This window comes from Clostridium sp. YIM B02555 (genome assembly GCF_022320955.1).
GTDB classification, from domain to species: Bacteria; Bacillota; Clostridia; order Clostridiales; family Clostridiaceae; genus Clostridium; species Clostridium saccharoperbutylacetonicum.
In genome coordinates this window covers 77964-99117 of sequence record NZ_JAKJJY010000012.1, presented here as the reverse complement: position 1 = coordinate 99117, position 21154 = coordinate 77964, and the positions used below count along the sequence as shown (strand labels likewise).

Genomic DNA, 21154 nt, shown 5'->3' with positions numbered 1-21154 from the left:
TACTATAAAAAGAGTGGCTATGCCACAATTCGGATCATTTTTACTATAAAAAGAGTGGCTATGCCACAATTCGGAACTTATACACCTTTATAAAGAGCAGCTATGCTGCAACAACGGATCTTATTTATAAAGAGTGGGGAACATTTCTGCAACTTGAGACTTATTAAGATGAAGATATTCCGAAGGAATATCCTAATTAATCATTTATTATTCAATATTCATCATTAAATAAATGTGTAGCAGGCACTTTTGTTACCGTAATGATAAAGCTAATTTATAATATTCGGAGAGGAAAATGAGGATGTTAGAAAATTTAAAAATCAAGCTTGTGAAAATTGTTAAAAAAGCAGAAGAATATAATTTATGTTTGGAAGGTGCAGGAAGCTTTAGTATTAGGGATGAGAATTCAGGATATATTATAATCACCCCTTCAAAAATGAAAATAGATGATTTAGCAATAGATCATATTTGTATTTTGGATATAGACGGAAATATAATTAATGCATTAGATGGAATAGAACCTGATAGTGATGCATTTTTACACCTAGAGCTATATAAAGCAAAGAAACAAATAAGAGCTATTATGCACATTAATCCAATTTTTGCAACTGCTTTTTCAGTAATTAACAAAGTTATTCCACCAATTACGTATGATTCTGCAAATTATGGTGGCTACATTTATTCCGTGAGTAATGATAATACAAGCAATGTTGAACTAGCAAAGGATTTAATTGAAAAATTGAAAACAACTGATGCATGTTTGTTAGAGGGTAATGGAACAATTGTAATAAGTAAGGATATAGAAAATATAGTATCAAAGGGAAGATTTGTGGAAAAGACAGCAGAAGTTTATTATAGAGCATTAATCTTAAATCAATTTAAAGAACCAAAAAGATTTAATGGAGAAAAACTAAAGCTATATCAAGATAAACAAAAAAATATACACCAATAAAAAGAGTGGCTATGCCACAATTCGGATCATTTTACCAATAAAAAGAGTGGCTATGCCACAATTCGGATCATTTTGCCAATAAAAAGAGTGGCTATGCCACAATACGCACCTATAAAAAGAGCAGCTATGCTGCAACAACGGATCTTATTTATAAAGAGCAGTATGCCACAATACAAAACATTTCTGTTACTTAAAACACATTAAGAAGAAGATATTCCGAAGGAATATCTTCTTCTTAATAATTCATTATTAATTAAGCTGTCGCAGACACTTTTGTTTTAATATATTTTAAATATTTTTAACTACTTTTTCTAACGCGCCTTGATTTTTTTATTGTTAATTCGTAATCCCCTGGGATGTTTTCTATAAACCTAAGGTATTTAATTATCTTGTAATCTTTTTTTAAAGACTCAAGAGAATAATAATGTGTTGCTAATTCACGATTTGTAAAAAGTGCATGAATTTGTTGATGACAAGCTGTACATAAAGAAAGTGTTTCAAATTTTCTTCCACCTTTTGCTAAGGGAATTAAGTGATGTTTAGTAATAATAGGAACATTTCTATTACATAATTCACAAATATGGTTTTGTGCCATAACTTCCTCCTCTTAAGCAGTAACTCATTATACTTAAATTATATCAAATTAATTGATAAAATCAATTGGTTTTATAATGCATCTTTTCCACGTTCACCAGTTCGTATTCTTACAACATCTTCGGCATCGTAAATAAAAATCTTTCCATCTCCATAATTGCCAGTACTAATTTCCTTTAAAACTTTATCTATTATCAATTCAGCTATTTCAGGAGCCACAACTGTTTCAACTTTAACTTTTGGAAGCAGGTTAACACTATATTCTGTTCCTCTATAAATTTTCTTGTAACCTTTTTGATTACCGTATCCCATAATATTTGAAATCATAACTCCAGTAGCATTGCAGTCGGTTAGTATTTTTTTCAATTCTTCTAATTTTTCGCTTTTAATTACAATCTCTAATTTTTTCATATTATCACATCCTTTTTAATTAGCTATATTGGCTGAGTAGTTTCCTTAAATTTTGCTAGTTGTTTAATTTCAACATTTTCAGGAGATTCATAATCAAGCTCAGGCGATTTTAATAATTCTAAATCTGGATATGCTGAAACACCCATTTCAGGAATATCTAAACCATTTAATTCAACATCAGGTGAAACTCTTATGCCCCATACTTTGTCTAGAATTTTTAAGAAAACATAAGAAACTCCAAAGCCCCAGACAAATAAAACAACAACAGCAATTAATTGAGCTATAAGCTGAGAAGGATCACCAAAGAATAAACCAGTAACGCCTCCAGTAACTCCATTTAATCCATCGCCATAAGACCCGTCAGCAAAGAGACCTAAAGAAATAACGCCCCAAATACCATTGACACAGTGTACGGAAATTGCACCAACTGGGTCATCTAGCTTTAATTTATTTTCAACAAAGGAAACAGAAACACATACAAGTAATCCAGCAACCGCACCAATAAAGAAAGCAGAAGGTGCATTTACGAAAGCACAAGGAGCTGTGATTGCAACAAGTCCTGCAAGAGCACCATTTGCTGTCATTGATGGATCTGGTTTTCCATACTTGATCCACATATAAAACATTGCAATAAGTCCACCTATTGCACCAGCTATCATTGTGTTTGTTGCAACAACAGCAAGTCTAAAATCAGATGCATTTAGGGTCGAACCAGCGTTAAATGAGAACCAGCAGAAGAATAAAACAATTGTGCCTATAATTGCCATTGGAATGTCATGCCCAGGAAAAGGTCGTGCAGTCCCATCTTTTTTGAATTTACCAATTCGAGGACCTATGACAATTGCGCCAGCTAAAGCTAGCATACCTCCCATAGAGTGAACTACAGCAGATCCGGCAAAATCAACAACACCATGACCAAGACCAAAATTTTTACCAAGGGTTGATAGCCAACCGCCACCCCATACCCAGTTCCCAAAGAAAGGATATAAGAACATAGAGATAAAGAAAGATAAAATAACAATTGCAGAATATTTAACTCTTTCGGCTACAGCACCTGTAGGAATTGTTACTGTGGTATCCATGAAAACCATTTGGAAGAAAAATAATGCATATATTCCTGGATCATAAACACCAGTACCAGATAACATGAAACCATTATACCCCATAATACCGCCAAGGCCAGGTATTGAAAGCATTGAGCCTAATGCAGCACCACCAGAGCCAAGACCTGCTGCACCGCCAGAACCTCCAAATTGAATAGCAAAGCCTGTTAGAAAATATCCAATCGCACCAACTAAAAATACCATAAAGTTCATTGTCATAGTATGGGCAGCATTTTTACCACGGCAAAAGCCTGTTTCAACCATAGCAAATCCGCACTGAAAGAAGAAAACCATAAAGCCTGTTATCATAACCCAGGTGAAATTTGCTCCATAATAACCTTTATTTGCTGTAGTTGCTACATCAGCCAAGGTTTCACTTCCTGTTGCAGCAACGTAAGAAGCACCAGTTGGGTCAGAACCTCCAGATACTGAAAGGGCAAGAGCTAACACAAAGGCTAATACGCCAAGAAACAATATAATAGCACCTAATTTTATTGATTTTTTCATAACCTAACCTCCAAATTAAAACAATTTTTATATTTACCTAAATTAAAAAATTTATTTTCGTTTAAAATTTCTCCATGAAAATTTAGCTGAAGATTTATATAATTCTTCTCTTAATTTAGTAACTGATAAATAGTATCTTATTCCCAAATATAAAACTAAAATTCCAAAAATCGCACCTGATATTGAAGAACTTAGAACTTTAAAATGAATATTATTAATCAGACTAAAAATGCTAAAAAATATTCCTAAAAAAATAATCATTAGAGTAGTAATAAAAAGAATATTAAGGGTTATAACTTTCGATTTTTCTGGTGTTGAAATCAAACTATGCTTTTTCATTTTTAAAACCTCCTTTCTAGAATGGATTTCTAAGTAAAGCTTCATTTAAAATTTAAATGAAATCTAAGCTGAAAAAACAGAGTCAAAGTAATTAAACTTTGACTCCATTGTCATTGGGGGGGAATCCCATAAAAACGAAAAGTCACCTAATATTAATAAATATTAGGCGACTTTGCCGTGGGTATTATATTTATTTTCATTATATGTAAGTTAATGTATAAAGTCAAGAAAATATTGAATTAATTACATATAAAGGGAATGAGCCTGTATTCATATTTTGATTAAAGGTAAGGCGTATAGTATTTGACAAATGTTGGAACTGTGATACTATATAAAATAGGATTATTAATTACCTATATATAATTTGTTTCTGACGTGGGAAACTCATTTTTCGAGTTTCTCATTTTTTAATTTAGAGGTTATATGATACAATAACATGGTTAATTATAGTTGAAAATTAAGTGTAAAAGCTTTTAGATTTAAATTAACTTTAATAATAGAAAGGGTGTGGTAAAGGTGATGTATATATTAATCTTACTTTTAGTAATAACTTTTACATTACCGATTTTATCGAAGCAAGTTGAAAGTAATCTTGAATTTTTTTTGTTTACTGTAGGAGTGTTAGCGGCTATTACATCAGGTTCCTTAAGTAAGGAACTTTTTATTAATGTATTTCAAAATAAATTTATGTATGTAATAACTTGTGTAGTATTAATAGGTGGATTCATGTTTAAAGCAATATCTACCCATGTAGAAGCAGCATTAAATTATATTTTAAAGTATATTCCATTAAAGCTTTTTATATTTTTGTTAATAGTGATTATTGGACTTATATCAAGTGTAATAACAGCAATAATTGCAGCCTTGCTCTTAATAGAAATAGTAAGTATACTTCCAATTAGTAGAAAAAATAAGATAAATGTTGATATAGTAGCTTGTTTTTCTATTGGAATGGGAGCAGTATTGACTCCAATAGGAGAACCACTATCAACAACAGTAATTTCTAAACTTCATGAAAGCTTTTGGTATCTTTTAGAGCAGTTTGGTGTTTACATTATTCCAGGAATATTGATTCTTGGACTTATTGGAGCGTCATTTGGTATTCAAGAAAAGGCACATGAAGACAAGGAGGAAGAAATAATTATAGAAGAGACAAATGCTGCAATAATAATAAGAGCATTTAAAATTTTAATATTTATTATTGCTTTAGAGCTGCTTGGGGAAGGGTTTAAACCGATAATAGATACTTATGTAATTAATCTTCATACAGGATATTTATATTGGTTTAATATGTCTTCTGCAGTATTAGATAATGCAACCCTAGCAGCAGCTGAGGTTAGTAATAAAATGTCACAATTACAAATTAAGGCTGTATTGATGGGATTATTAATAAGTGGAGGAATGATGATTCCAGGGAATATTCCTAACATTATTACTGCTGGCAAATTTAAGATTCAAAGCAGAGAATGGATTAAACTTGGGGTACCACTTGGACTCATAATTATGCTAATATATTATGTGATTTTATTTGTATTGTAAAACAATATTAACAAATGATAATATGACAATAATTTAAGGGGGAAATATATATAATGAACAATAAAAGAGTACAAGCTAATATGCTGTTATTACTTACAGCAGCTATTTGGGGATTTGCATTTGTTGCACAAAGAGTAGGATCTCAATATATAGGGGTGTTTACTTTTAATGGACTGAGGTTTGCTCTTGGAAGTTTATCACTTTTACCGTTAATCATTTTTTTTAATAAAAGAAATGAAAGTAATGGAAAAAATAACAATGAAGTGAGCACGAAAAAAACAATATTATCTGGGGTACTAGTTGGAACGATATTATTTATGGGCTCATCCCTTCAGCAGTTTGGTCTTATATATACAACTGCTGGAAATGCTAGCTTTATTACTGCACTTTACATGGTTATAGTTCCTATAATAGGCATTATTCTAGGTCATAAAATTAGTAAAAAACTATGGATTGGAGTAGTTCTTGCAGTAACTGGGTTATATTTATTAAGTATAAATGAAAGCTTTAGAATTGGTTATGGAGATATGTTTGAACTTATATGTGCCTTTTTCTTTGCACTACATATTTTAACAATAGATTATTTTTGTAATAAGGTAGATCCTTTAAAATTATCTTGTCTGCAATTTGCAACAAGTTCTGGTTTAAGTCTAATATCAGCTTTTTTATTTGAAAGTATTACTCTTACAAGTATATCTAATGCTTTAGTTCCTATTCTATATGGGGGGCTTTTCTCCACAGGGGTAGCTTATACCTTACAGGTAGTTGCGCAAAAAAATGCTAAACCCTCTCATGCGGCTATTATAATGAGCATGGAATCAGTATTTGGTGCTATAGGAGGAATGCTTATTTTAGGGGAAACCATGAGCATTAGAGCATACTTAGGCTGTATTCTTATATTAATTGGAATATTGATACCACAAATTAGACTTTCTAGAAAATAAATATATTAGTAATAAATATTACTTTTAATAAGTATAATATTCTGAAAAAATATTAAGAGGAATGTTATGGAAAATATAAACAGTGGAAATGTTACAACAAGTAATGGAAATGCTTTATCAAATACTGGAGGTCTAAAAATCCAATGCTTTAGAGGCGGTAATTATATTCCAATTGATGGTGCAAAAATAACAGTAACAGGAATTACTAACGCGGGAAGCACAAAAAATATTGAACTCATTACAAATTCAGTAGGTTTAACTCAAGTTATAGAATTACCAGCACCTCCGTTAGAATATTCTTTAAATGAAAATAGTAACCAAATACCATATAGTCTTTATGATATAACGGTTGAAAGAAGTGGATTTAATCCAATAGTTATAAGAGGGTGTCAGGTATTCCCAACAGAAGTTGCGTTTCAAATATGTAATTTAGAGATTAACTTAGGAAGAGGAAGTATGAGGCAGCAAATTATAGATATACCACCAAATACATTAAACGGAAATTATCCACCTAAGATTCCAGAAGAGGTTGATAAACCAGTGCCTCCTCCAACTTCAGGAGTAGTATTGCCACAGCCTATAGTTCCAGAATATATTATAGTTCATCAAGGAAGTCCAAATGATCCTTCAGCCACTAATTATAAAGTTCCATTTAAGGATTATATTAAAAATGTAGCTTCCTGCGAAATATATTCAACTTGGACAGAGTCAACATTAAGAGCAAATATTTTTTGCATTGTTTCTTTTACCTTAAATAGAATTTTTACCGAATGGTATAGAGGTAAAGGAAAAAATTTTGATATTACAAATTCTACGGCATATGATCAAGCCTTTTCTTATGGCAGAAACATTTATGATAATATAAGTCAAATAGTTGACGAGATTTTTTCAACCTATGTAAGGAGAATTGGAAAGAAACAACCACTTTTCACTCAATATTGTGATGGAAAGAGCGTTACTTGTCCTCAATGGTTAAGTCAATGGGGAAGTCAAGAATTAGGAAGGCGTGGAATGGTGCCTTATGATATATTAAAGTATTACTATGGTGATGATATTGAATTAGTTACAGCCGAAAAAGTATCTGGAAGTCCAATGTCATATCCCGGAACTCCTCTTACTATTGGAGCTTCAGGTCCTGAAGTAAGAGCGATTCAAGGCCAATTAAATAGAATAGCTAGAAACTATCCACTTATTCCTAAGCTTGCTGAAGATGGTAAATATGGTCCAAAGACTGCGAATTCAGTAAAAGTTTTTCAACAGATTTTTACTTTGCCGCAAACCGGAATAGTTGATTATGCAACCTGGTATAAAATATCTGATGTTTATGTTGGAGTGACTAAGCTCGCAGAACTTACTACAACTGAATCAAGTAGAGGCTTGGAATTAAATGAATTTATTCCACCAATTATATCTGGATTGGATGATAGGAGGACTATACCAAAGTTCTTTTATTAAATATAGATAAAAGATAGTAGGTCAGTAAAATGAGCTGCTATTTTTTCTAACTAGGTTTATTTGAATTTGTTAGATATAATAGGTATATAATTTAGATATTATTGATTAAAGGATACGCAGATTATTTATGGAGGAATAACTTATGTTGAAAGAAATTCATGATAAATTAATAGCCTTAACAGAGGAAGAATCACAAATATTAAATGGAGAAGCTTCTGTAAATAAAAGTCTTTATACTGATGAGGGGAATTTTGTTATTGATAGTAATAAGTTATTACCAGCAGGTGAATTAATTGATATTAGAAAGCATACGAGATTTATAAATTTTCCTAGTCATAAACATAATTACATTGAATTTAATTATGTTTATCAGGGAAAATTAACTCAAATTATTGATAACAAAGAAATAATATTACAAAAAGGTGAATTGATTTTTCTTAACCAATATATAACTCATGAAATAAAGGCTTCAAATGAAGATGATATAATTATAAATTTTATAATTAGACCTGAATTTTTTGATTATATAATAACTCTTTTAGATAATGAAAATATTATAAGTAAATTTTTACTTACAACCTTGTATACTGACTATGAAGAAGGGGAATATCTGTATTTTAAGGTTTCAGAAAGAGAAAATATTCAAGATTTGATTGAGAAAATAATCATAGAATTATATGCGCCTTCAATAATGAGCAAGGCAACAATAAAATTACTTGTAGGGCTTTTAATTGTAGAATTAATTAAAAATTCACAAGACATTGAAATTTATTCTGTAGATAACTATGAAAAAATGCTTATAATTCAAAGTCTTAAATATATTGATGAATATTATGATACTGCAACACTTTCTGAAATAGCTGCAAATTTAAAACAACCTGATTATAAACTTAGTAAATTAATAAAAAAACACACTGGGATGACCTTTAAAGAATTATTGCAGGAAAGAAAACTAAGTAAAGCTGTTGAATTAATTAAATCAACTAATTATTCAATCGTAGATTTAATTGGGATAATAGGATACGAAAATCCTACATATTTTTATAAGATATTTAAAGAGAAATTTGGAATGACTCCAAGAGAATACAAATTGAAATTATGCGATAATATAGATACACAACTTAAGAATTAGACTTATGCGAAACTTACCGAAATCCAATACATTTGTCTTCTGCAGGACTAGTGAAATTTTCGCTGGAAGGTTCTAGATGTGGGCTTGTCGTCATTTCAGCGTGTTCCAGATGTAAAATCTGGACAGGCTGAAATGAAACAACCCCCCATTAAGAACCTTCATCAGCTCAATTTCACATGCCTGCTCCAGAAAAATGTATCGTATTTCTAGTATAGTATTGTAATTTTAATTTTTCAAGAATGTATGAATATTCCATTAATAAGTTTGATTATTAATTTGGATATCTATAATTAAATTAGAATAAAAAGTAGTGCTTACTTATTCCTGATTGTCATAAATGTATTTGAAAAAAATTATGACGATTAGAGTAAAATAAGGCTGCTTTTTTATTTTGTTATCAGAATTCAAATTATCAGTTTCAAATGTAGATTTGCAAATAAGGATAATAATTAAAACAAACTACGATATTAAAAACGGTTTCTAAATGCAATATAATTTAACCATGGTGTGATGAAAAAATGAACAGGAGGAAAGCTATGGAGTATTATTTAGCCATTGATATCGGTGCCTCTAGTGGCAGGCATATACTTGGCTCAATAGAAAATGGAAAGATAACATTAGAAGAAATTTATAGGTTTGAAAATGGAATTAGCAAAGTTGGAAATGAATATTGTTGGAATATAGAACAATTATTTGAAGATATCAAAAATGGAATTAAGAAATGCAAAGAAATAGGAAAAATTCCAAAGAGCATTGGTATAGATACTTGGGCTGTAGATTTTGTTTTATTAGATGAAAACGATAATATGCTTGGGAATGCAGTTGCTTATAGAGATGATAGAACTGAAGGAATGATGGAAGAAGTTTTTAAGAGCATTCCAAAAGATATGATGTATTTATATACTGGAATACAATTTCAAAGATTTAACACTGTATATCAATTACTTTCTATTAAGAAAAATAATCCGGAAATTTTAGAAAAAGCAAAGACTTTCTTAATGATTCCTGATTATTTGAATTTCTTGCTTACAGGAAAGAAAGCTAATGAATATACAAATGCTACTTCGACTCAATTAGTAAACTCTTTTGAGAGAACTTGGGATGAAAAAATCTTAGAAGAACTTGGAATCAAAAAGGATATTTTTCAAGAAATCAAATTGCCAAAAACTAGTCTTGGAAATTTAAGAAATGAGTTAATTGAAGAATTTGGTTTTGACATGGAAGTTATACTTCCTGCAACTCATGATACTGGATCTGCATTTATTTCATCTGTATGTAATGACAATGATAGCATATATTTAAGTTCAGGAACTTGGTCATTGATTGGAGTAGAAAATAGATTCCCAATTTGTGTACCACAAGCTATGGAATATAACTTTACAAATGAGGGTGGAATAGATTATAGATATAGATTCTTAAAGAATATTATGGGATTATGGGTTATTCAAGAAGTAAGAAGAAATCTTGATAATAAATATTCCTTTGCTGAGTTAGTTGATTTGGCAAGAGAAAATTTAAAATTTGCATCAATAGTTGATGTAGATGATGATAGATTTTTGAAACCAGATAATATGATTGAAGAAATTCAAAAGCATTGTAAAGAGACAAATCAAGAAGTCCCAGAAGAAGTTGGAGAAATTGCAATGTGTGTATTTAATAGCTTAGCAAATTGTTATAAAAAAGCAGTAACTAATCTTGAAGATATATTTGAAAAAGAATTTAAGAGAATAAATATTTTTGGTGGTGGATGTCAAAACAATTTACTAAATGAATTGGTTGCAAGTGTTACTGGAAAAGAAGTACTAGCAGGACCAGTTGAAGCAACAGCTATAGGAAATATTGTGGCTCAAATGATCAGTAAAAATGTCTTTAAAGATTTAAGTGAAGCAAGAAAAGCTATAAAAGAATCTTTTGATATTAAAGTATTTAATTAATATTAAAATTGTAAAAAGTCTTATTAAAATAAATAACTCAAACAAGTAAAATTCCAACATAAATAGGAGGAAGAGAAATGAATATTAAAGAAAAATATGAATTAGCAAAAAAAGAATATGAAAAATGGGGAATAGACGTAGATAAAGTTCTAGAAGAACTTAATAAAGTTAAAATATCAATCCATTGCTGGCAAGGGGATGACGTTAAAGGTTTCGAAGTTTCTCAAAATGAATTATCTGGAGGAATTCAATGTAATGGAAATTATCCAGGTGCAGCTAGAAATGCTGATGAATTAAGACAAGATTTAGACAAAGCTTTAAGCTTAATTCCAGGGAAACATAAAGTAAACCTTCATGCAATTTACCTAGAAACTAATGGTGAATTTGTAGATAGAGATGAAATCAAACCAGAACATTTTGCAAATTGGGTAAAATGGGCAAAGGAAAATGGATTAGGATTAGACTTTAATCCAACAATATTCTCTCATCCAAAGTCAGCAGATGGTTTAACACTATCTCATCCAAACAAAGAAATAAGAAATTTCTGGATAAAACATTCAATTGCATCAAGAAAAATTGGAGAATATTTTGGTAAAGAATTAGGACAAACTTGTTTAACTAATATTTGGATACCAGATGGTTACAAGGATATTCCAAGTGATAGATTAGGACCAAGAAGAAGACTTAAAGAATCTTTAGATGAAATCTTTAAAGTTGAAATAGATAAAAAATACAATCTTGATTGTGTTGAATCAAAAGTATTTGGTATAGGTGCTGAAAGCTACACAGTAGGTTCTAACGAATTCTATTTAAGCTATGCAGCTAAAAATAACATAATGTCCTTAATGGATACAGGACATTATCATCCAACAGAAGTTGTTTCAGATAAACTTTCAGCAATGTTATTATTTAATGAAAAAGTTGCTCTTCATGTAAGTAGACCAGTAAGATGGGATTCAGATCACGTTGTAGTTTATGATGATGAACTTAAAGAAATAGCTAAAGAAATAGTAAGAAATGATGCATTAGATAGAGTTATCATTGGGCTTGATTTCTTTGACGCAAGTATTAACAGAATTGCAGCATGGACAATTGGTTCAAGAAATATGATAAAAGCATTATTAAATGCAATGTTAACTCCAAATGTTAAATTAAAAGAATTACAAGATGAAGGTAACTTCACAGAAAGATTAGCTTTAATGGAAGAATTCAAAACTTATCCAATGGGAGATATTTGGAACTATTATTGTGAAAAGAACAATGTTCCAGTTGGAGAAAAGTGGATTAGTGAAGTTAAAGAATACGAAAAAACTGAACTATCAAAGAGAAACTAGGAAACAATTAACAATTAATAATTAAAAATTGATGATTGAGAATTGACAACAATGATCAATTCTCGATTATCAATGATCATTATTATAGATATCCAAAGAGAGAATTAGACTTATGCAAAAATTACCGAAATCAGATACATTTATCTTCCACAGGACTAGTGAAATTTTCGCTGGAAGTTTCTAAATGGCGGCTTGTCGTCATTTCAGTGTGTTCCAGATGTAAAATCTGGACAAACTGTAAATAAAACAAGCCCCCATTAAGAACCATCATCAGCTCAATTTCACATACCTGCTTCCAGAAAAATGTATATGATTTCTAGTGTAGTGTTACGATTATAATTTCTCAATGATGCATCTATATTCCCCATTAATAAGTTTGATTATTAATTTTGATATCTATAGAAATCGATTGAATGTTTGATTGAGAAAATATATAAATATTATTAGAAAATAAAAAGTTAATTAATAAAAGAAAGTAGGAATAAAAATGACTTTAGAAGAAATGAAATTTATACAAAACTTTAAAAAGATAACAGAAGATGCATGGCTTAAGGGTTGGCATGAAAGAAATGGTGGAAACATTACATACAGACTTACTGAAGAAGAAGTTGTTGGAGTAAAAGGATTTATTAATAAAGATTCAGCATACACCCCAATAGGTGTAACAGTTAAAAATTTAGTTAATGAATACTTCTTAGTAACTGGAAGTGGAAAATTTATAAGAAACATGACAGTTTGTTTAGAAGAAAATGCAGGGATAGTTAAAATAGATGAAAAGGGCGAAAATTATAAAATAGTTTGGGGATTAACAAATGGTGCTAAGCCAACAAGTGAATTACCTTCACATTTAATGAGTCACTCAATTAAGATGGAAAAAACAAATGGAGCTCATAGAGTCATAATGCATTCTCATACTACTAATGTAATTGCTTTAACTTTTGTATTACCTTTAGATGGAACAGTATTTACTAGAGAATTATGGGAAATGGCAACAGAATGTCCTGTAGTATTCCCAAGTGGAATTGGGATAGTTCCTTGGATGGTTCCAGGAGGAGCAGCAATTGCAGAAGAAACTGGTAAATTAATGAATAGCCACGATGTTGTAATTTGGGCACACCATGGAATGTTTTGTTCAGGAGAAACTTTAGACTTAACTTTTGGACTTATGGATACAGTAGAAAAATCTGCTGAAATCTTAGTAAAAGTTCTAGCTATGGGTGGAAAGAAACAAACAATAACTTCTCAAAACTTTAGAGATTTAGCAAGAGATTTTAATGTAAGTATTTCAGAAGACTATTTAAGATAATAAAGTTATTTAGAAACATATTAACCAAAAGTATAAACTAAAACTCCGTAACCATAATAGTTTCAAATAACTTATTAATATAATTATAATATGGAAAATTAAAATTACCCTTGGGACCCCTCGAGGGTAATTAAACATTGATAATTATCAATTATCAGTTGTCAATGATCAATTATTTATGGTCAATATTTGACAACAGTTTAGCATAATTATAAAAGTTAATAATTTAACATAGTAAGCGTTAAATATCATATTAAAATATAAAAAATTTAAAGGAGATTGATTAAAATGGCAAATAGAATGATATTAAATGAAACAAGCTATATAGGTGCAGGAGCAATTGAAAATATTGTTGCTGAAGCTAAAGTTAGAGGTTACAAAAAAGCTTTAGTTGTAACTGATAGAGATTTAATTAAATTTAATGTAGCTACAAAAGTAACAGATTTATTAAAAGCAAATAATTTAGCTTTTGAAATTTTTGATGAAGTAAAAGCAAATCCTACTATAAATGTAGTTCTAGCAGGTATAGAAAAGTTCAAGGCAGCTGGTGCTGATTATTTATTAGCAATTGGTGGGGGATCATCAATAGATACTGCAAAAGCTATTGGTATAATAGTTAAAAATCCTGAATTTTCAGATGTAAGAAGTCTTGAAGGTGTAGCTGACACAAAAAATAAGTGCGTTGATATAATAGCAGTACCAACAACAGCAGGAACTGCAGCTGAAGTAACAATTAACTATGTAATTACAGATGAAGAAAAGAAACGTAAATTTGTATGTGTTGACCCACATGATATTCCAGTAATTGCAGTAGTTGATTCAGAAATGATGTCATCAATGCCAAAAGGCTTAACAGCAGCTACAGGTATGGATGCTTTAACTCATGCTATTGAAGGATATATTACAAAGGGAGCTTGGGAATTAACCGATACCTTACATTTAAAAGCTATTGAAATTATAGGACGTTCCCTTAGAAGTGCAGTAAACAATGAGCCTAAGGGAAGAGAAGATATGGCTCTTGGACAATATGTTGCAGGTATGGGCTTTAGTAATGTAGGATTAGGTATTGTTCATGGAATGGCACATCCACTTGGCGCTTTCTATGATACTCCACATGGAATTGCTAATGCGGTATTATTACCATATGTTATGGAATATAATGCAGAAGCAACTGGAGATAAATATAGAGAAATAGCTAGAGCAATGGGAGTTCAAGGTGTAGATAGTATGTCTCAAGAAGAATATAGAGAAGCAGCTATAGATGCAGTTAAAAAACTTTCAGAAGATGTTGGAATTCCAAAAGTGTTAAATGAAATTGGTGTTAAAGAAGAAGATTTACAAGCGCTTTCTGAATCAGCATTTGCAGATGCATGTACACCAGGTAATCCAAGAGATACAAGTGTAGAAGAAATATTAGCAATTTACAAAAAAGCTTTCAAATAATAAAGTATAGATATTCTAATTATCAATGATCAATTAATGGAGAAGCTCACAGAGAAAGTTCATGTTTTCAAATATACACTTATAAAAAGAGCAGCTATGCTGCAATACGGATCATTTATGCAACAACGGAACTTTCCTGCACCAAGAACTAATTCACTTTTTGGACATTCACTTTTCCTTTAAGGATTTGTTGAAGTGCACACTCTTAATTAGAATTATATATATTAACTAAGTTCATATAATAGCCTAGAATATTTCATAAATATTCTAGGCTATTTTACGTGAGAATTTTTCAGAGTTTGTTATAAAATTATAGGCAGGATTGTCAACCTATAATACTCAATATAAGAAAATTGTTCATTAGTCTTACTATTACACTCATAATTTTTAGTAACCAGTGTTTTTCATTACTTCTAATAAGTTTGGAGGTATACTTCTTTTTAAATCACTATATAACTCTTTGAAATCTAAAAAAACAGTAACAATCAAACTCGAGAATTGGAAGTTTGATTGTTACTATATTATCCAACAAATTAACTTTATAATCTATTATGGGTGATATTTTTGTTTCAAATCTGTAACTTCATTGTCTTTTATAGTTACATCACATAAAATTCCTTGTGTTGTTTCTCCAAGCTCTTTCTTTACTTCATCAAAGTTTGATTTAGTTGCTTCAGCACCAGTTTTAATTATACTATAAGTAGCATTATTTGAAATTTTTACTTTTTTTACTTCTTTGTTTTTATCTCTTATATAATAGTCATTAGTATATCTAGACTGTGCTTCTTCTCTTGTACATTTATCATCTTCCATTATACCCTTAATAGCTTCCTCTCCTGACAACCATTGTACATATTGTATTGAAATATACTTACTTCCACTTTCTTCATACAACTTTTTTACATAACCTAATTGTTTGCTGTCACTAGTTGTTGCTTTAGATGTATCAGTTTTAGCTGTAGTGGCTGTTGTATCAGATTTAGCTGCATTAGTTTTATCATTGTTTGTTTTAGTATCTGTAGTAGTTGTAGATCTAGATGTTTCTTTTACTGCCTTATCGTCTGCACTTTTGGAGTCACATCCTGTAAAATTAATAGTTCCAAGTATTAGTACAGCAATTAATAATTTTTTCATATTTTCCTCCTGATTCTTTACATTTTTTATTTTAATTCTATAAATGAGCAATTTTCATAACAAATTTTGGTATTAGATAAGATATGCACATATATATTTAGGCATTGCTGCCTTTTTAAGTTGATGAACAATATATTACTATTGTTTATTAAATTATTATTTTTAATAGTATTATAACATAATTTACAAAATATCACATATATCATATATTGGTACTCTTTTTAAAATCTTTTATTTTGATATATGACTACATTGATTTGAACCATAAAGTTCTTAACCTTTATTGTCTCTTTATCTGTATTGAATATTTGAACCACTTGATATAGTTACTAAAATTGAATATTGAAAATTGTCAATTGACCATTTGAATATATATAGTATAATATCTGTGATTTTCTCTTTTGTTACAGGATAATATAAAAATTGGTGTTATTTACTTGAATAAGTATTTGGATATCTATAGATAATATTAATACGTAACAAAGGAGCGATTTATAATGAAATTGATTAAAAAGGCATTGGCAGTTATTGGACTTGTAGTTATTATATTAGCAATAAAATTCTCTTATAGTTACATAGACATTTTTGCTCAAACAGTAGATCAAAATCCTGTTAAAGTAGGAGTATTATTATATAGGTTTGATGATGCATATATTTCTTTAGTTCGTCAAGGGTTTGAAGAAATCCAGAAAAATAATCCAGATAAAGTTCAATTTACCTTTTATGATGCTAAAGATGATCAAATGATTCAAAATCAAACTATTGAAGCCATTTTAGAAAACAAAAGTGAAGATATATTACTTTTAAATATAGTAGATGTAAAAAGGGCTTATGAAGTTATTGGAAGAATTAAAGAATTTAATATACCAGTCGTTTTATTTAATCGAGAACCTCTTGATATGAATTCAGTAAAATCTTATAATAAGGCATTTTTTGTTGGAACTGATTCTGCACAAGCAGGCACATTTCAAGGTGAAATTATAATTAATGCATGGAATAAAAACAAAGATACTATGGATGCTAATAATGATGGAATATTACAATATGTAATGCTAATTGGGGAAAATAATAATAAAGATGCAAATGAAAGAACAGAATATTCTATTTTAACAATTAATAATGGAGGGATACAAACACAGGAAATTGCATCTACAGTTTCTGATTGGAATAGAGAGCAAGCTAAAACAGATTTTGAACCAATATTTATTAGATATAACACTGGAATTGAAGCTATAATTTCTAATAATGATGAAATGGCTATTGGAGCAATAGAAGTATTGAATAAATATGGATATAATACTGAAGATGGTACAAAAAATATAGCTGTAGTCGGAGTTGATGCAATACCGGCTGCTCAAGAATTAATTAAAAAAGGAGAAATGACAGGTTCTGTTGTTCAAGATGCTAATGTAGTAGCAGAAGCTAGCTATGTTATAGGTATTAATTTGTTTAATGATCAAAATCCACTTGAAGGAACTTCTTATAAATTTGATGATACTGGAGTAGCTATACGTCTACCCTATAAGGAATATGTAGGATGACTTTAAGCAGTTATATTAATAAAATTTATAGTGACATTTTATCGAAAAAATAAATAAGTAATGGCAAAATAAAAAGAGATAGTACTAGGAAATCCTAAAATACTATCTCAAGTTATAGATTAGAATAAATATCATTAATAAGTATTTACATAATTAAAAATAATATACAATAAAATTATTTTCCAACTATATGAGTTCTTATTAATTCAGCTGGAGATAAAATTTTATCTATAGTTTCTTCAGGGAGTATTTGTTCTTCAAGTAAAATTTCTCGAATAGTCTTTCCTGTTTCTAAAGCTTTCTTTGATATAGAACTAGCTTCATCATAGCCTAAATGTGGAACTAAAGCTGTGGCAGAAACTAAAGAATTTTCAAGATTTTCTGAACATCTGTCTTTATTCATTTCTAAATCCTCTATACATTTTTCTTTAAAGATTATAATACTTTTATCAAGAAGTTCAAGGGATTCTAATAAACATTCAGCTATAAGTGGAGTGAAGGCATTTAATTCTAATTGCCCCATAGAACTTGCCATAGTAATAGCAGTATCATTAGAAATTACTCTTAAGCTAACTTGTGCAACCATTTCAGGGATAACTGGATTTACTTTACCTGGCATGATTGTAGAACCAGCCTGCATTTTAGGTAATATAATCTCACCTATTCCTCCACGAGGGCCAGAATTTAGCAATCTTAAGTCATTTGAAATTTTGAGCAGATTGACGCTGCATGATTTTAATAATCCAGAAGTTTCTACAAATATATCACAGTTTTGGGTAATATCCATAGGATAGTCAGATCTAGCAATGCCAAGGCCAGTAAGACTTTGAATAAGATCTGTCATCATAAACACATATTTATTAGTAGCATTTAACCCTGTGCCAATGGCAGTACCTCCAAGGTTGATTTGTCTTAATCGTTCCTCTACTTTATAAATTCTCCATCTATCTCTTTCAATTGCCTTTGAATATGCACCAAAACTTTGACCTGCAGTCATTGGCAGTGCATCCATTAATTGAGTTCTTCCAAGTTTTATTATGTTTGAAAATTCATTTTCTTTTATTTGCAAGGCTTCTTGTAAATTAGATAAGGAGTTACTTAATTTTCTAATTAATTTAATGGCTGCAATTCTTAAAGCAGAAGGATAAACATCATTAGTTGATTGAGACATATTGACATGATTTAGTGGATGTACTAAATCATAATCTCCTTTAATACCTTCTAATAGTTCAATTGCTCTGTTTGCAATGACTTCATTAACATTCATATTAGTTGAAGTGCCAGCGCCACCTTGGAAGGCACTTATTTTAAATTCGTCATCAAATTTTCCATCTATGACCTCTTCACTGGCTTTTATTATTGCATCAGCTTTGTCAGCTTCAAGCAATTTTAAGGACTTATTGGTCATAGCTGCTGCTTTTTTTATTAAAGCAATTTCCTTTACTAGTTTTAGATTCACAGTTTTACTGTTTAAATCAAAGTTTTCAAGTGCTCTAACTGTATTTATACCACTGTAAGCTTGGTTATCTATATTTTTTTCTCCTAATAAATCTTGCTCCAATCTATAAGTCAAAACGAACACATCCTTTTTAAATAAGTAGACTGCATATTTTAAATTTAGTGCAGCTCAACAATATAATATCATATTTAGCATTATAATTTTATAAATTTGACATTTTATATTATAATAAAAGTATACACCTATAAAAAGAGTGGCTATGCCACAATATGGAACTTATATAAAAAGAGTGGCTATGCCACAATACGCACATATAAAAAGAGCATCTATGCTGCAACAACGGAACTTATATAAAAATATATGTATATAAGTTCCAATTGGGATTATTATATATATCAATTAAAGAAATACCGAAGGGATTTCCTCATCAATTGAGCATTGACAATTGCCTAATTGCCCAATGATAACTAATTTAAAGGAGAGTAATATTATGAGTTTAAATTCGACACCATCTGGAGAAAGAGTGCATATTTCATTGTTTGGAATGACAAATGCAGGAAAATCTAGTATTATAAATGCCTTAACCAATCAAGAAATTTCAATTGTTTCTGAAGTTAAAGGAACAACCACAGATCCTGTTTATAAAGCCATTGAAATTCTTCCTATAGGACCTTGTATGATTGTTGATACAGCAGGACTTGATGACTATAGTGAATTAGGAGATTCAAGAAAAAAGAAAACCCTTGAAGTATTAACAAAAACCAATGTAGCATTAGTAGTTATAGATATTACTATTGGAATTAGTGATAAGGATTTAGACATAATAGACAAATTAACAGAAAAGAAAATACCAATGGTTTGTATTTTAAATAAAGCTGACCAGAAGAATATTACAGTTGAAGAACTTAGTAAAATAGAAAAAGAAATTGGAGCTCCAGTTGTAGCTGTTTCAGCCTTAAACAAAACTGGCATTGATGAGCTTAAGGATAAGATAATAAGTATAATACCAGATGATGAAGATAAATTTAAGTTAGTTGGTGACCTTATTAGTCCTGGAGATATTATAGTTTTAGTTACACCAATAGATAAGGCTGCTCCAAAAGGAAGATTAATACTTCCACAGCAACAGACTATAAGAGATATTATAGAAAGTGATGCTATAGCTGTAGTAACTAAAGAGCATGAATTAAGAGAAACTCTTGAAAATTTAAAGAAAAAACCTAAGCTTGTTATAACTGATTCTCAAGTATTTTTAAAGGCATCTGCAGATACGCCAAAAGACATAATGTTAACATCTTTTTCAATATTACAGGCTAGATATAAAGGAAATCTTTTGGAACTTGTTAAAGGTGCAAAAGCAATAGAAGCTTTAGAAGATGGAGATAATGTGTTAATTGCAGAAGGGTGTACTCATCATAGACAGTGTGATGACATTGGAACGGTAAAAATCCCTAGATGGGTTAGACAAATGACTGGGAAACAAATAAATTTTGAGCATTCTTCAGGAACTTCCTTTACAGAGAATATTGAAAAATATAAGCTTGTTATTCATTGTGGAGGCTGCATGTTAAATAGAGCAACTATGCTTTCAAGAATTGATGATGCAGTTAATAATAATATACCAATTGTTAATTATGGTGTCCTTATTGGATATGTTCAAGGTATTTTAGAAAGAGCACTTGAGCCATTTCCTTTAGCTAAAGCAGCGTATGATGGAGAAATTTAGTGTAGTTAACAGTTTACAGTGTACAGATTACAATTATGGGGAAGCTCAAAGGAGAAAGTTCATATATCTAAATATAAAATTTGGATATTCACTTTTTCGTACAAGATTTCGTGACCAATGACATTTGATAATTGAACATTGATATAGATATCCAAATTAAGAGTTTAACTTATAAATGGAATATGTATACACTTTTGAAAAATTAAAATTACAACACTACACTAGAAATCTGATACATTTTTCTGGAAGCAGGCATGTGAAATTGAGCTGATGATGGTTCTTAATGGAGGCTTGTTTCATT

The 21154-nt window shown here is 30.1% G+C and carries 17 protein-coding genes; 11 read left to right on the top strand and 6 right to left on the bottom strand.

Annotation, left to right across the window (positions count from 1 at the left end; translation table 11 throughout):
• Positions 1 to 295: 295 nt before the first annotated feature.
• Positions 296 to 952, top strand: coding sequence for a class II aldolase/adducin family protein (locus L3B98_RS16945; RefSeq protein ID WP_343073691.1), 657 nt, complete (start codon positions 296 to 298; stop codon positions 950 to 952).
• A gap of 298 nt (positions 953 to 1250) precedes the next feature.
• Here L3B98_RS16945 and L3B98_RS16940 read toward each other — a convergent pair whose 3' ends face one another.
• The 4 genes from L3B98_RS16940 to L3B98_RS16925 form a co-directional block, all read right to left on the bottom strand.
• Positions 1251 to 1547: an HNH endonuclease gene (locus L3B98_RS16940; protein WP_015393899.1), complete on the bottom strand. Its 297-nt coding sequence runs from the start codon at positions 1545 to 1547 to the stop codon at positions 1251 to 1253.
• Positions 1548 to 1618: 71 nt separating this feature from the next.
• Entirely contained in the window at positions 1619 to 1957 is a 339-nt protein-coding gene (locus L3B98_RS16935) for a P-II family nitrogen regulator (protein WP_077364464.1), read from the bottom strand.
• Between the two features lie 23 nt (positions 1958 to 1980).
• On the bottom strand, positions 1981 to 3567 hold the full coding sequence (locus L3B98_RS16930) for an ammonium transporter (RefSeq protein WP_238917620.1): 1587 nt from the start codon (positions 3565 to 3567) through the stop codon (positions 1981 to 1983).
• 51 nt (positions 3568 to 3618) lie between these two features.
• Entirely contained in the window at positions 3619 to 3906 is a 288-nt protein-coding gene (locus L3B98_RS16925; protein ID WP_238917619.1) for a hypothetical protein, read from the bottom strand.
• A 519-nt stretch (positions 3907 to 4425) separates the two neighbouring features.
• Here L3B98_RS16925 and L3B98_RS16920 point away from each other — a divergent pair.
• The 8 genes from L3B98_RS16920 to fucO all read left to right on the top strand — a co-directional run bounded on the left by L3B98_RS16920 (position 4426) and on the right by fucO (position 14993).
• Positions 4426 to 5445, top strand: coding sequence for a DUF1646 family protein (locus L3B98_RS16920; RefSeq protein ID WP_238917661.1), 1020 nt, complete (start codon positions 4426 to 4428; stop codon positions 5443 to 5445).
• Positions 5446 to 5498: 53 nt separating this feature from the next.
• Positions 5499 to 6389: a DMT family transporter gene (locus L3B98_RS16915; protein WP_238917618.1), complete on the top strand. Its 891-nt coding sequence runs from the start codon at positions 5499 to 5501 to the stop codon at positions 6387 to 6389.
• Between the two features lie 66 nt (positions 6390 to 6455).
• Positions 6456 to 7844 (top strand): peptidoglycan-binding protein, encoded by a 1389-nt coding sequence (locus L3B98_RS16910; RefSeq protein ID WP_238917617.1) that lies wholly within the window; start codon positions 6456 to 6458, stop codon positions 7842 to 7844.
• Between the two features lie 142 nt (positions 7845 to 7986).
• On the top strand, positions 7987 to 8976 hold the full coding sequence (locus tag L3B98_RS16905; protein WP_238917616.1) for a helix-turn-helix domain-containing protein: 990 nt from the start codon (positions 7987 to 7989) through the stop codon (positions 8974 to 8976).
• Positions 8977 to 9512: 536 nt separating this feature from the next.
• The gene (gene rhaB, locus L3B98_RS16900; RefSeq protein WP_238917615.1) at positions 9513 to 10910 is read left to right on the top strand and encodes a rhamnulokinase; all 1398 of its coding nucleotides are present in this window, start codon (positions 9513 to 9515) and stop codon (positions 10908 to 10910) included.
• A gap of 77 nt (positions 10911 to 10987) precedes the next feature.
• The gene (gene rhaA, locus L3B98_RS16895; RefSeq protein WP_238917614.1) at positions 10988 to 12244 is read left to right on the top strand and encodes an L-rhamnose isomerase; all 1257 of its coding nucleotides are present in this window, start codon (positions 10988 to 10990) and stop codon (positions 12242 to 12244) included.
• A gap of 487 nt (positions 12245 to 12731) precedes the next feature.
• Entirely contained in the window at positions 12732 to 13550 is an 819-nt protein-coding gene (gene rhaD, locus L3B98_RS16890) for a rhamnulose-1-phosphate aldolase (RefSeq protein WP_238917613.1), read from the top strand.
• Between the two features lie 288 nt (positions 13551 to 13838).
• Positions 13839 to 14993 (top strand): lactaldehyde reductase, encoded by a 1155-nt coding sequence (gene fucO / locus L3B98_RS16885; protein ID WP_238917612.1) that lies wholly within the window; start codon positions 13839 to 13841, stop codon positions 14991 to 14993.
• Positions 14994 to 15542: 549 nt separating this feature from the next.
• Here the strand turns inward: fucO and L3B98_RS16880 are convergent.
• A complete protein-coding gene (locus tag L3B98_RS16880) occupies positions 15543 to 16127 on the bottom strand; it encodes a hypothetical protein (RefSeq protein ID WP_238917611.1) in 585 nt (194 codons plus the stop codon).
• 497 nt (positions 16128 to 16624) lie between these two features.
• Here L3B98_RS16880 and L3B98_RS16875 point away from each other — a divergent pair, with 497 nt between their 5' ends.
• Entirely contained in the window at positions 16625 to 17668 is a 1044-nt protein-coding gene (locus L3B98_RS16875) for a galactose ABC transporter substrate-binding protein (RefSeq protein WP_238917610.1), read from the top strand.
• A gap of 175 nt (positions 17669 to 17843) precedes the next feature.
• On the opposite strand, the gene L3B98_RS16870 is transcribed toward L3B98_RS16875, so the two are convergent.
• Positions 17844 to 19241 carry an aspartate ammonia-lyase gene (locus tag L3B98_RS16870; protein WP_238917609.1) on the bottom strand — a complete coding sequence of 466 codons (1398 nt, stop codon included), beginning with the start codon at positions 19239 to 19241 and terminating at the stop codon, positions 17844 to 17846.
• A 376-nt stretch (positions 19242 to 19617) separates the two neighbouring features.
• On the opposite strand from L3B98_RS16870, the gene hydF reads away from it, so the two are divergent.
• Positions 19618 to 20853: a [FeFe] hydrogenase H-cluster maturation GTPase HydF gene (hydF, locus tag L3B98_RS16865; protein WP_015393884.1), complete on the top strand. Its 1236-nt coding sequence runs from the start codon at positions 19618 to 19620 to the stop codon at positions 20851 to 20853.
• Positions 20854 to 21154 lie beyond the last annotated feature (301 nt).